At 45.6% G+C, this 13,382-nt stretch carries 9 protein-coding genes and 5 pseudogenes; 5 read left to right on the top strand and 9 right to left on the bottom strand.

Annotated elements, in window-relative coordinates:
• Position 1 precedes the first annotated feature (1 nt).
• The 4 genes from putB to PUN35_RS13065 all read right to left on the bottom strand — a co-directional run bounded on the left by putB (position 2) and on the right by PUN35_RS13065 (position 3,970).
• Positions 2 to 913, bottom strand: a complete 912-nt coding sequence (gene putB / locus PUN35_RS13050; protein WP_003246421.1) for a proline dehydrogenase PutB — start codon at positions 911 to 913, stop codon at positions 2 to 4.
• Positions 914 to 1,101: 188 nt separating this feature from the next.
• A complete protein-coding gene (locus PUN35_RS13055; protein WP_033882269.1) occupies positions 1,102 to 1,884 on the bottom strand; it encodes a nucleotidyltransferase domain-containing protein in 783 nt (260 codons plus the stop codon).
• A gap of 83 nt (positions 1,885 to 1,967) precedes the next feature.
• Positions 1,968 to 2,924: a cephalosporin C deacetylase gene (gene cah, locus PUN35_RS13060; RefSeq protein ID WP_014478775.1), complete on the bottom strand. Its 957-nt coding sequence runs from the start codon at positions 2,922 to 2,924 to the stop codon at positions 1,968 to 1,970.
• A gap of 71 nt (positions 2,925 to 2,995) precedes the next feature.
• Complete coding sequence (locus tag PUN35_RS13065) at positions 2,996 to 3,970, bottom strand: LysR family transcriptional regulator (RefSeq protein ID WP_014478774.1); 975 nt, start codon at positions 3,968 to 3,970, stop codon at positions 2,996 to 2,998.
• A 116-nt stretch (positions 3,971 to 4,086) separates the two neighbouring features.
• On the opposite strand from PUN35_RS13065, the gene PUN35_RS13070 reads away from it, so the two are divergent.
• Entirely contained in the window at positions 4,087 to 4,848 is a 762-nt protein-coding gene (locus PUN35_RS13070) for a class I SAM-dependent methyltransferase (protein ID WP_014478773.1), read from the top strand.
• A gap of 99 nt (positions 4,849 to 4,947) precedes the next feature.
• Positions 4,948 to 6,136, top strand: a pseudogene (locus PUN35_RS13075) (IS3 family transposase).
• A gap of 51 nt (positions 6,137 to 6,187) precedes the next feature.
• On the opposite strand, the gene PUN35_RS13080 reads toward PUN35_RS13075, so the two are convergent.
• The gene (locus tag PUN35_RS13080) at positions 6,188 to 6,748 is read right to left on the bottom strand and encodes a shikimate kinase (protein WP_003246473.1); all 561 of its coding nucleotides are present in this window, start codon (positions 6,746 to 6,748) and stop codon (positions 6,188 to 6,190) included.
• 275 nt (positions 6,749 to 7,023) lie between these two features.
• Between PUN35_RS13080 and tmrB the strand changes: the two genes are divergently transcribed.
• Positions 7,024 to 7,617, top strand: coding sequence for a tunicamycin resistance ATP-binding TmrB (gene tmrB, locus PUN35_RS13085; protein WP_014478770.1), 594 nt, complete (start codon positions 7,024 to 7,026; stop codon positions 7,615 to 7,617).
• A 49-nt stretch (positions 7,618 to 7,666) separates the two neighbouring features.
• On the opposite strand, the gene nadE is transcribed toward tmrB, so the two are convergent.
• Both nadE and PUN35_RS13095 read right to left on the bottom strand, forming a co-directional pair.
• Positions 7,667 to 8,485: an ammonia-dependent NAD(+) synthetase gene (gene nadE, locus PUN35_RS13090; protein WP_003246440.1), complete on the bottom strand. Its 819-nt coding sequence runs from the start codon at positions 8,483 to 8,485 to the stop codon at positions 7,667 to 7,669.
• A gap of 129 nt (positions 8,486 to 8,614) precedes the next feature.
• Positions 8,615 to 9,188, bottom strand: a pseudogene (locus tag PUN35_RS13095) (DUF1989 domain-containing protein).
• 129 nt (positions 9,189 to 9,317) lie between these two features.
• Between PUN35_RS13095 and PUN35_RS13100 the strand changes: the two are divergent.
• A pseudogene (locus PUN35_RS13100) lies at positions 9,318 to 10,647 on the top strand (amino acid permease).
• Position 10,648: 1 nt separating this feature from the next.
• Here PUN35_RS13100 and PUN35_RS13105 read toward each other — a convergent pair.
• Complete coding sequence (locus PUN35_RS13105; protein WP_031600132.1) at positions 10,649 to 11,410, bottom strand: YqcI/YcgG family protein; 762 nt, start codon at positions 11,408 to 11,410, stop codon at positions 10,649 to 10,651.
• A gap of 96 nt (positions 11,411 to 11,506) precedes the next feature.
• Here PUN35_RS13105 and PUN35_RS13110 point away from each other — a divergent pair.
• Positions 11,507 to 11,705, top strand: a pseudogene (locus PUN35_RS13110) (MFS transporter); the annotation flags it as partial.
• Positions 11,706 to 11,749: 44 nt separating this feature from the next.
• Here the strand turns inward: PUN35_RS13110 and PUN35_RS13115 are convergent.
• Positions 11,750 to 13,367, bottom strand: a pseudogene (locus tag PUN35_RS13115) (L-lactate permease).
• Positions 13,368 to 13,382 lie beyond the last annotated feature (15 nt).

Raw genomic sequence — 13,382 nt, forward strand, 5'->3', positions numbered from 1 at the left:
TTTACTTCTTTGTCATTCCTTTGAAAGCAAATGCAATGTTTGACGGACGTTCTGCAAGGCGTCTCATAAAATAGCCGTACCAATCCTCGCCGTATGGCAGGTAGACTCTCATGTTATAACCTTCTTTTACGAGGCTGAGCTGGGTTTGCGACCGCATGCCGTACAGCATCTGAAATTCAAACTTGTCATTGGCAATGCCATGTTCCTTGGCAAGCTGCTTTGTAAAGTCGATCATTTTGTCGTCATGTGTGGCAATCGCTGTATAGTGACCGTTTAAGAGCTGCTTTCGGATGATTTTTTTGTAATTTTCATCGACATCGCTTTTCTCCGGGAAAGCTACTTTTTCTGATTCTTTATAAGCTCCTTTTACAAGGCGAAGGAACGGGTTTAAAGAATCCAAATCGTCAATGTCTTTTTCCGTCCGGTACAGATAGGCTTGCAGCACTGTGCTCACATGCTCGTATTTCTTTCTGAAATCTTTGAAAATATCAAGCGTTTTCTGGCATCTGACTTCGTCCTCCATGTCAATGGTGACCATGATTTTATGTTTCTCGGCCGTCTGAAGGATTTTTGTCATATTTTCATACACCAAATCCATATCTATATCCAAACCTAAAGACGTCATTTTTAAAGAAACGTGTGAGTTCAGCTCCTGATCCGCGATGGTCGCAATGGTTTGAATGCACTCTTCCGTACGCTCCCGTGCGACCTCGGCGCTGTTCACAAACTCGCCTAAATGATCGACAGTAACTGACAAGCCTTGGCTGTTAAGCTGTCGAATGGTCGGGATTGAACTGTTAAAGTCATTCCCGCCGATAATTTTACCCGCTGCTACCCGGCTTCCCCAGTTCCTCGCCATTTTATTGAGAAAGCCGCTTTTGGATAAAAATAAGAAAAAATCTCTTGTGATCACTTCCAACCTCAACACCCCGCAATCTAAGAAGTACTTGTATGAGTTTATTGTAAATGGACAAAACCGACGTTCACAATATTCTCAAAATACAAAGATTCTGATTATTTTTGTGGGTTTGCCACAATCAGATAGTTAGAAAGTCGGGGGAATTCTGTCGAATAAAGGAGAAAAGGAAGCGACAAAAAACTTCAGCTTCCTCCATCCTTCCACACTTCTTCAACCGTATTCAAAAGCAAACGGTTCAATTCAGATGTCATATCTTTTTTCTCTGCCTTCAGTTCTTTTGCCGCTTCCATGATTCTTTCGATTTCCGTTTCAATGAATTGGTGAATTACATCGATTCTTGCTTCGAGGTCAAGCTCTTCCCCTCTTCTTTTCCGTTCAAGCAAGGTTTCCATTTCAGCCTTCAGCTCGGGTTCACGAACAAGTTCATTCATCAAAACAGTAAAGTCCATTGGCGGTATGGTTCCGTGCTTTTCAATCCATTGGCAGGCCAAAATAGGCCGAAGAACGTAGAAGTACTTTTTAATTTTGACCTCTTGTCCTTGTAGATAATCTTTGACGTTCCTTCTCGCCATATTGATATAGTGATACACGCTTGCTTCAGGCTTAAATGCCTCCGTGCGCAGTTTTCTTAACTGCTCTGCGGTCGTAAATGCTTCGTAATACACAATGTCTGAGGACAGCCATTCGAGGAGCGGAGGGTTTGACTTTTTGAAAAGCCTAAGCGTTTTTCTCAGCTCCCAGCCGCTGATATCCAGCAAATCGTGAATCGGTTCCTCAATGACATCACGCTCCTGCTCAATTGAAAAATACCACTCCTTTTTCGGCACATAAATAAAGCGGACGTCGTAATCACTATCCTGCGACGGAAATCCCCATGCGCGGCTTCCTGACTCGACGGCATACACGATTTTGACTCCATATGACTGCTCGATCCGTTTTAATTCATCAATGATTCTTTGTTTCATATCTATTCGTCTCCAGTCTGTTCTCATTCCGGCAGTTTGCAGAAAAAAACCGCCTGATGATATGCGGCGGCTTTTCACATTTATCAGCCTTTAAGATGCTGCTTAAAAAAAGCAAGTTTTTCCGTTTGAAAAGCAGGGATATACTCATGTCCGAAGTAGCGGTACACCTTCAGCTCTTTCTCTGTTTCCAAATGATTGTAGGCGGCAAACACGGTGGATGGCGGCGTGACCTTGTCAATCAGGCCGATTGACATCAGGACAGGCACCTTCACTCGGTCAGCGAGATTCATAATATCGAAATATGAAAGTGTCTTCATCGCCTGCACTTCTGTTTCCGGGCTGCCATTTCTTCTGAAGAAGGAATTGATTTCAAGGTACGGCTGTTCAAGCGCCACATCAATGGCCCGTTCGAAGTTGCTTAAATAAGGATAATCGGCAACCGCGGCTTTTGGAATGTCTGACAGCGCTGCTGCGGCAATGGTTAAACCTCCGCCTTGGCTTCCTCCTGTCACACCGATCCTTGTTTCATCAACCTCGTCGAAACTGCTGATGACCTCAAGCGCGCGGACGGCGTCCAAATAAACACCGCGGTAATAGTATGTATCTTTATCAAGAATTCCTTTCGTCATCCAGCCCAAAGCGTGACCGTGCGGTGAAATACTCGTATCCTCGCTGCTCTGCTGGCCGCGGACAAGCATGCCGAATGCGGCGTAGCCATGGAGTGCCCAGTTTACCATTTCATGAATCTCACCATCATAGCTTGCATTGTAGCCATGATATTTCACCATCGCCGGATGCGGGCCTTCCTTGTCAGGCACTGCGTACCATCCGGTAATGCGGGCGTTTCCGAAGCTTTTATATGTGAGACGGTACACTTTTACTCCGTCAGCAGGATAGTCAACCGGCTGTAAATCAGGTTCTGCTTGGACTTTTGCAAGTTCCTCTAAAGACAATTTCCAAAACTCAGAAAAATCTTTCGGTGCTGTTTTTTCAGGCTTATATGTTTGCAATTGGTCGAGCGGCAGATCGAATAGTTGCATTTCCGATTATTCCCCTTTGTTTTATAACATTTAGTTTGTATTCCTATACTACCACGTTTCGGCTTTGTTTTCTAAATATTTTCATCTTTGTTTCCCAGACAGCCTTCATCAAACGTTTGTTTAAGACTTTCCCGGGTTAGTTCCATAAAGGCCTGGGCGGTCAGACTGACATAGCGGTTCTTTAAAAAGACAAAGACGAGGGTTCGTGATGGCGCGGATTGAATCGATAAATAGATCACCCCCGGATCTTTATCCCTTCTGACCATATTCGGTGCCATTGTCACACCTAAACCGTTAGCCACAAGAGATTGGGCGGTTTCAATATGGCTCGTCTTAAAGGCAGCATTCGGCTTAAAGCCGCTTTCCGCACAGAGATCGAGAACTGTCCTGCGAAAACCGAAGCCTTCTTTTAACAGAATAAAGGGCACGTTCCTTACCATGTCAAGCGGCACACACGGCTGGCGTCCCTCCTTACCTTCCAGCGCTTTCTCAATCAGCGCGACCAATTCCGGCGGCATCCACCTTTGTTTTTCCTTCGGCACTGCGAGAACAATCGGTTCCGTGAGCAAAGGTGTAATGGAGAGCCGTTCATCCTCGATCGGCAAGGATAAAACAGAAAGGTCAACTTCTCCCTTTGCCGTCATCTCCTCTAATGAAACCGGATCTTTTTCAACAAGCTGAACCTCCACATGAGGATAGCGCGCCAAAAACTGCCTCAGCAGCGGAGGAAAGAGATATCTCCCTGTCACAGCAGGAATCCCGATGGATAATTTATGACCGATTCCCTGTGATCTCTCCTGCATTTCCCGAAGCAAATCATCTCTGGAACGAATGATGTCCTCGGCTTTTTCAATGAAACGCCTGCCGTGAGGTGTCAGTGTAACAGAGCCATGGGATCTGTGAAAAAGGGTAAGCCTCAGCTCAGCCTCAAGCTTTTTGATTTGCTGGCTGAGAGACGGCTGTGCGATATGAAGATGTTCCGCCGCCTTTGTAAAGCTTTGGCGCCGGGCAATTTCCACTGCATATTCCATCACTTTAATATCCATTTCAGCCTCCATAGGTTGAACCTATCGTTTTCATCATTTTTATATCTTGGACGAATCATAACAGAAATTGCTAACATAATCCATATCATCATTTACAAAAGAAGGAGCTGGTTCAAATGACAAATGAAACACCGTTTTCTATAAACGCCGAGATGTATCGGGATGAAAAGGTATTTGCCGAGGGGGAAGATTTGGGATTGATGATCAAAACGGCGGAATGCCGAGCAGAGCATCGGGTGCTGGATATCGGAGCGGGCGCCGGCCATACGGCGCTGGCATTTTCTCCTTATGTACAGGAGTGCATCGGTGTTGATGCGACGAAAGAGATGGTTGAGGTTGCGTCCTCCTTCGCGCAAGAAAAAGGAGCTGAAAACGTACGCTTTCAGCAAGGAACGGCAGAGTCACTCCCCTTCCCCGACGATTCATTTGACATCATCACCTGCCGATACGCAGCCCACCATTTTTCAGATGTCCGCAAAGCTGTCAGCGAGGTTGCACGCGTACTAAAACAGGACGGACATTTTCTCTTAGTTGATCATTACGCGCCTGAAGATCCCGTTCTTGATGAGTTTGTCAATCATTTGAACCGGCTTCGAGACCCTTCCCATGTTCGAGAAAGCTCATTATCAGAATGGCAGGCGATGTTCAGCGCCAATCAACTGGCCTATCAAGACATCCAAAAGTGGAATTTGCCGATTCAATACGATAGCTGGATCAAACGAGGCGGAACTCCCGCTGACCGGGAAAAACAAATCATTGCCCACTTGAACCACGCATCAGACGAAGCACGCGACACGTTCTGTATTACATTGAACCAAAACGGACAGCCCATCTCCTTTTGTTTAAAAGCGATTTTGATACAAGGGATAAAACGATAAAAAAAGCCGTGCGCTGTGATATTATCCCCTCTAAGTAGACAGTGTAAAAAGCCCGCTTTTCAAAAGTGGCTGTTACACTATACGTGGAGGGGATTTTTTATGGCGAGAAAAGGGCAACACTTTCAGCACTATACGAAAGAATTTAAGATGAAAGCTGTCAAAATGTACGAGGAAGGAAACAAAAGCTATAACACGTTAGCTGAAGAATTAGGGCTTCGAAGTTCAACCCAGCTCAAAAATTGGGTGAAAACATATCGGGAAGGCAAGTCTTTTGATGATCAAAGGGGAAAAGATACAAAGTCAGACAATCCTTTTATTGGACGCCCTAAAACAACGTTTAAAAGTGTTGAGGAAGAACGAGATTATTTAAAGGCACAGGTCGAATACCTAAAAAAGCGCTATCCAAATCTGCATGGGGAGGACGGATTTTGAAGGCAGCACGATTTGAAGCTGTTCACGAATTGAAGGACCGTTATCCGATTACGTGGCTGGTATGTATCGCCAAAGTGTCACGGTCAGGGTACTATAAATGGCGCAAGGCTCAAAGGTTTCGAATGGCAAGGCAACAGAGAGATCAGATCATAAAAGAGCACATCATGGCGATTCATCATTCACGCCTTTCTATGGCTATCCTCGGATTACTGTCGCTTTAAAGAAAGAAGGTTTCTGCGTCAACCATAAGCGTGTTTACAGATTGATGAGAGAGATGAACATCCACTCGATTATTCGAAAAAAGCGTCGTTATTTTGGAAGAAAGGCATCGGTTGTCCTGCCAAACCGGCTTAACCGAGAATTTCAAACCAATCAGCCTAATCAGTTATATGTAACCGATATTACCTATATTGCTTGCGGACAACGATTCTATTATCTTTCTGCAGTACAAGATCTTTACAACAATGAGGTTGTCGCATGGAAACTGTCAAAGCGAAATGATCTTGAACTGGTGATGAAAACAGTGGAAAGTTTAACAGCTCAACGGGATGTCCAAGGGGCCATTCTCCACTCTGATCAAGGATTCCAATACACAACAAAAGCATATCAAAAGCGACTTGAAACCGTTGGTTTGAAGGGCAGCCATTCCCGTAAGGGAAACTGCCTGGATAACGCCTGTATCGAATCATTTTTCTCGCACCTCAAAACAGAGAATACATACTTTTCTTCATGCCAAACTGAAAAAGAGCTCCACAAAAGCATTAAAGATTACATCCAGTTCTATAATCACGAACGATTCCAGAAAAAATTAAACCAGTGTGCTCCGGTAGAATACCGTAACACACTGGTTGCTTAGGCTTTTTATGGCTGTCTACTTGACAGGGGTAAGACCACTGCGCACGGCTTTTTACATCGGCTGATAAAGATCCCAGCCAATTTTTAATGTCTCAACAATGTAATCGGCAACCTCTTCCGGGGAAAGGTTGTCTGTTGCCACTTTTGAATTGTGCTTGTCATAAATGACTTTTCTTTCGTTAAACAGCTGTTCCATTTCATCCATTGAACGGTTATGCAGTACAGGGCGGCTTTCGATCAATAAATCCGCGCGCTGCTTCCAGTTCTCCCATGACAGGTCCAGATGAAGCACGAGACAGTTTTCCAGACAGCAATTTCTGATTTCTTCTTGTTTAAAAGATCCCCCGCCCAGAGATACGATTTTGAATCGTTTATGATGGCAGATGTCTAAAATATATTCCTTCTCCGTTTTCCGGAAAAAGTCTTCTCCCTTTTTCTCAAATATCTCAGGAATTGACATATTGAAATCCTTTTCGATCTGCTGGTCAATATCAATAAAATCTCTATATAATTTTTTAGCGACCAATTGGCCGATTGTTGTTTTTCCTACACCCATGAATCCGATCAGGACGATATTTCTTTCTCTTACTGGGATGGCTCGTTTAGCGTTCATCTTCGGCGAAATCCTCCTAAGGAATGAAATTATATATTCATTATATGCTTATTTAGCGAATATTTATATAGATACCGGCTTTACCGGTCAAGCTTATAGTGCGCTTTGTTGTAGCCATTTTTGCCTGAATGACATTCATTGTACAACATTTCTGCAGGTATTTTAATACTTCGACGCAAAAAAGCGTTAAAACCTTCCGCCTTTATTGTTTTTCCAGCTGACTCTTCGATGGAAGGGTCTTTTTCTGTATGATAAATAGGAAGGGAGAAATGGCGATGATCATTTGGATAAACGGGGCATTCGGTTCGGGAAAAACACAAACAGCCTTCGAACTGCACAGAAGGCTGAGCCCATCTTACGTGTATGATCCCGAGAAAATGGGTTTTGCGCTGCGCTCCATGGTGCCGCAGGAGATCGCAAAGGACGATTTTCAAAGCTATCCTTTATGGCGGGCGTTCAATTACAGTTTGCTAGCTTCTCTGACAGATACATACCGCGGCATCCTTATTGTGCCTATGACGATTGTACACCCTGAATACTTCAATGAGATCATCGGCAGGCTCAGACAGGAAGGCAGGATCGTTCACCACTTTACACTAATGGCTTCAAAGGAAACCTTGTTAAAAAGGCTGCGCACCAGAGCAGAAGGAAAAAACTCATGGGCCGCCAAACAAATTGACCGCTGTGTTGAAGGATTATCATCACCCATTTTTGAGGACCACATTCAAACAGACAACCTGTCGATTCAGGATGTGGCAGAGAACATTGCCGCGAGAGCCGAACTCCCATTAGATCCTGATACAAGAGGCAGCCTCCGAAGGTTCGCCGACAGATTAATGGTAAAGCTGAATCATATCCGCATCAAATAAAGCTTCTGTACACGACAAAAGCCCGCTCCGAGAGCGGGCTTTCTTCAACTTATTTCCACCAGTCATCAAACATAGACGCCGGAACCTGGCGTTTATGTTCAGTCATGCTGTAGCGTTTTTCCAGCGCTTCTGATACTTTCGCTGATACTTCTTTTCCTTCGAGATAATCGTCAATCTCGTCGTAGGAAATGCCAAGCTCTGTTTCATCCGACTGCTGCGGTTTTTCGTCGAGCAGATCGGCAGTCGGCTCTTTTAAGTATAAGCGTTCCGGTGCACCCAGCTCTTTCAGCAGGGTTCTTCCCTGGCGCTTCGTCAAGCCTGTCAGCGGCAGGAGGTCTGCTCCGCCGTCACCGTACTTCGTAAAGAAACCAGTCACTGCTTCAGCAGCATGGTCTGTTCCTAACACAAGAAGGCCTTCCTGGCCGCCGATCGCGTATTGCGCGATCATTCTTGTTCTTGCTTTTACGTTTCCTTTATTAAAGTCAGTCAGCTGATCGCCTGTTTCCTGCTGATACTGATCAGAAAAAGCGCTGACTGTTGATTTAATATCAAACTTCCATGATTTATCCGGCTTAATAAACTTCAAAGCAAGCTGGGCATCGTCTTCATCCTGCTGTGTGCCATGCGGAAGACGGACAGCGATAAATTGAGCGTCTCCGCCCTCCTCGCGAATGCTCTCCACCGCAAGCTGAGCGAGTCTTCCCGCAAGTGTTGAATCCTGGCCGCCGCTGATTCCCAATACAAAGCCTTTAGCACCAGTTTTCTTTACATATTGTTTTAAAAAATTGACTCGGTCCTCAATTTCTTGCTTTGGATCAATTGAGGGCTTCACATGTAACTCACGCATAATCTTTTCCTGCATGCTCATCCCAATCATTCCTCCTGTACATTTTCCCTTGTTACTGATCATTTCCCCAAATCAATGAAAATGAATCATGACTGTTATGTATCCCTATTAAATATAGCACAGGTCTTCATTCACAGTGAACAAGAGAGATCAGCTGACTTCAACCCGTATGGATGTCACACTGTCGCCATTGCATTTCCCTTTTTCAATCGGGCAGGAAGAAAACGCGACAATTAAATCCATCTCCGGCATTCGAAAGCGGCGTTTCCACAGACAGATTCCCTTTCTCATCAAGGACAGTATTCATAAAAATCGCAAATGGGTAATGCATGTGAGGCTTCGGTACGCCAAACTGCTCAAGCGCACGGTTCATATTGTCATAGCACGTATCCTGAAACTCATCCTTTTGCTTCCCATATAAGAGCCTGTTCATATCAGGACGGCAGGCGGGCAGCAGCAGATCATGCTTGCCGACCGTATCTTCAATCAGGGTTAACATCGGCTTATACAGGTTGGAGTAGAGATGGTCGTTGACCTTCACATGAATGGAGTGATTGGCGTCTATCGTCGCTCCCTGATCAAGGTGTTCATAAAAATCCTTGGCATGGTATGCGACAAAATCAGCCACCTGCTGCCCTTCTACATCAACCACCTTTAAAATCTGCCCCTTTTTCAGCTTCAGCCCCAGCCCTTTTTTCGGCTCCACAATATATTGCTGTGTCATTGGTTTGCTCCTTTTTTCATTAGTATGAGCGTCCGCTTCCTTCTCCATGTAAAAAGAGGCAAAAATCCGATGTATATAAGCTTCGGACAGATCACAATCTAACCTTAGATAAAAGGGGTTGAATAAATAATGAGCCAAACAAAAAAAGACCAGCCAAAAGGGAATCTGGCTTGGTGGCAGCTGTCACTGATCGGAGTCGGCTGCACGATTTGAACAGGCTTCTTTCTCGGTTCCAGCATCGCAATTGTAAAAAGCGGTTTTTCCGTTCTCCTTTCATTTCTGATCGCAGGGATCAGTACGTATTTTGTCTTTGAACAGCTCGCCAAGCTATCGGTGAAGCAGCCGGAAAAGGGCTCGTTTTGTGCGTATGCCCGAAAAGCATTCGGCAAATGGGCAGGCTTCAGCAACGGCTGGGTGTAGTGGACATCAGAAATGCTGATTACCAGAAGCCAGCTGACAGCCATTTCGCTCTTTACGAAGCATTGGTTTCCTCAAGTGCCGCTATGGGTGTTTGCCTCAATCTACGCAGTACTTGGGCTCCTTATTATTTTCACCGGCCTGTCCGTCTTTGAAAAAACAGAAAACGTGCTGGCAGTGATTAAAACAGCTGCTTATTTTTATGTTTATTGTCATTGCCATCCTGGCTTTATGCGGTATCCTGTCCGGCGGAAATCATGGCGTACATGTTCCAAATAAGACGAGTGAGTTTTTCCCATACGGCGCCATGGGGCTGTGGACAGGTTTAATCTACGCGTTTTACGCTTTTGGCGGAATTGAGGTCATGGGGCTGATGTCGGTTCACTAAAAAAAACCTGAGGAAGCGTCTAAAAAAGGGAAACTGATGCTGGCGACGCTGGCGATTATTTATATCATTTCAATCGGGCTTGCTCTGCTTTTGGTTCCGTTACACGCGTTTACTGAACAGGACAGTCCGTTCATTACATCATTAAAAGGATATAACCTTGAGATCATCCTTGATATATTTAACGGGATTTTCATCATCGCCGGGTTCTCGACCCTTGTCGCTTCGCTTTTTGCCGTTACGACATTGCTTTGTACAATGGCTGATGACGGCGACGCGCCGAAATGCTTTACTCTAAAGGAAGGCAAAAAAATATGCTGGCCGGCACTTCTGACGTTTGCGGGGCTTGTCCTCTCCATTATTCTGTCGTTAGTGCTGCCTAAAAACATTTATGAGCATATGACAACAGCTGCGGGGCTTATGCTTTTATACACTTGGCTGTTTATCATGTTCTCCAGCAAAAAGCTGACTGATCCCGAGGGCATGGGAAAAACGCAAATTTATTGTTCTGATTGCTGCGGCTGTGTCCGGTACATTGTTTGATAAATCAAGCCGGCCGGTTTTTTCGTCAGCATAGGTTTTCTCGTGATCATCGCCATCGTTACCATGATCTATCAAAAAAAGCAGGGTCATAAAGATCGCCCTGCCAGTCCTTGATTTATTTCATTTTGTTGAACATGTTCTTTAAATAAGAAAACGGGCACTTCGATACCTGTTTTTCGTCATCACGGAGGAAATACTGCTTCCATTCACGATTATCTTTTCCTCCGTACCAGCCTAATTGCGGGTGAATCGGAGCCTGATCATAGGCCTCTAAACGAGATCGGATCAGCCTGCTCATGTTACGGCCAAATGCAGTTGATCCATTTAGGTCCTCAAACACCCACCTTGGCTGAAACGTGATCATAAAAAAAGGAAAGCTTCGGCTTTTTCTCGCCTCGTGCGCCGGTGTAGCGCAGAGAAGAAAGTACGGCTCGCCGTCAAAACAAAACTCCCATTTATAATGCTCGGGATCGGCCGGAATGTCTTCCGGCCATTCTTTTTCGTCTTGATGACTCAGTCTATTTAAAAAGCGCCAAAACAGCTCTTCATACGCTTCAATCGAATAATGCTCCGCCAAATCTTCCGGTGTATCAAACAACACAACGAGGGATGCGTATTTTCCCGTGTCCCGCGATATCTTGCCGTACTCCGCAAGCAACGGAGCCAGTTCCTCCGCTGTGCGGTTTTCCCGCGGATCTCCGGCAAAAGCAATCCGAAGCTGATCAGTCAGAAACGCCTGGCGTCCGGGAATGCACGGAAACGTATCCGCGTCGTCCCCCAGAGTTTCTGCCAGCAGCTCAAAAGCGATTCTTTGCCATTCAGGAAGCTCTTCCTGAATACGTTCCAGAAAACTTTTGGTGTAAATCCCATTCACCATTGATCCACCTCAAGTATCCATCTGGATACTATATTAAAACTGGAAGCGGCAGGTGACTGTCCTTCATGAATCAGCCCAATAACTGTTTGATGCCCTGACCCGCAGGAGATATTCCAAGCGGGAACACGTTCCCAGATTCCTGATGCGATCCTGCATTATTGACGCGATGTCATCAAGTATTACGTATGTCTTTTTGCTCGCTTTGATTCCAATTGTCCTCGCGGCGGTTACCATTTTGTTTATGGGGAAAACCAGAGTGAAAACAACAGCCGAAATGACAAAGAAAGCAAATTAACATAAAAAAAGCAGTACATGCTGGGCATGTACTGCTTTTTTCTATTACACTCCTAATCTTGCAAGAATAAACATCCATATACAAATGATCAATAACAGAATCAGGCTGTACGCCACTGTCCTTTTAAACAGTTTAGATTCCTTGCCTGTTTGGCCGACCGCTGCGGCAGCGATGGCGATAGATTGAGGAGAAACAAGTTTCGCCATGACACCGCCCGCCGTATTTGCGGCTAACAGCAAATCTGAACCCGCACCGATCTGCGCTCCCGTGACAACCTGCAAATGGCCGAACAAAGCATTATTGCTGACAACAGAACCGGTGATGAACACGCCAATCCAGCCGAGAACAGGACTGACAAACGGGAACAGGTCTCCTGTTTTCGCCAATGCTAACCCAATTGAAGAGCTGAGCCCTGCGAAGTTGGCCAGATTGGCAAACCCCATCACGAAGCAGATCGTCATAATCGGCACCCACAGCTCTTTTCCTGTCTCCTTCAAGGAAGCAAAGGCATCCCGACAAGAGAAATTTTTGCTGAACAGCCCTGTCACGATGACCGCCGCTAAAATCGATGTTCCAGTCGCTGACAGCAGATCAACTTTAAAGACTGCATCTAACGGCATGGCAGATGGCGCAATCGGCGGCATTTTCATAATTTGCTGATGCAGAAAAGGCATTTTGAACAGGAGCGTTGATTGATATAACAGCCCGCCTTCTTGGAAAAGCGCTTTGAAGGCAGGAAGGCTCCAGATGGTGATCGCCGCAGTTAAAATGTAGAAAGGAGACCACGCTTTCGCAATATCAGCAGCACGGTATGCCTTTTTCTCACCAGCATCGCCGGCCCCTTCCTCGCGGTAAATCTCTTTCGGCTGCCATTTGCGGAGGAAGAGGGCAAGCCCGCCCATGCTGAATAAGGCCGCCAAAATGTTTGCTAATTCCGGCCCGAGCACCGCCATTGTCAGTGTCTGAACCGCTGTATACCCACCGCTCACAACCAGAAGAGCGGGCCATGTCTGTTTGATTCCTTTCATTCGGTCTAATAAGAATACAAGCAGGAATGGTATTAAAAATGAGATCATCGGCAGTGTCCACATTAATGTCCGTGACAGCTCAAGAGCAGACAAATTACCAATCTGTGCCCCTGTGATGACAGGAATTCCGATCGCCCCAAAGGCTCCGGAGGCTGCGTTTGCAATCAAGCAGAGCGCTGCCGCTTTTAACGGTTTAAAACCAAGTTCGACGAGCAGCGCCGCCAATCGGAACACCAAAACCGGCCGCGCCTTCTAAAAATGCGTTAAAACAAAAACCAATTAATAATAGCTGTAATCGTTGGTCAGGCGAAATGCCGGCAATGCTGGACCGAATAATGGTAAATTTCCCGGTTTTCACTGCGATTTTATACAGCCACACCGCCATCAGGACGATGTAGCCAATAGGCCACAGCCCGCTCCCGATTCCTAACAAAACAGAAGAAATCGCTTTTTCAACCGGCATATGAAATGCCAAAACGGAAACGAAGAAACTGACGGCTAGGGTAAGAAATGCCGCAAGAATGCCTTTCATTTTCAAAACAGTTAAAGCCAAAAGAAAAAAGAGAATCGGAGTGAGCGCCACAAGTGCGCTCACATACTCGTTTCCAAACGGATCATACAACTGCTCCCACATTGACAATCAGCCCTT

The organism is Bacillus sp. N3378-2at, from assembly GCF_033412715.1.
GTDB lineage: Bacteria > Bacillota > Bacilli > Bacillales > Bacillaceae > Bacillus > Bacillus subtilis.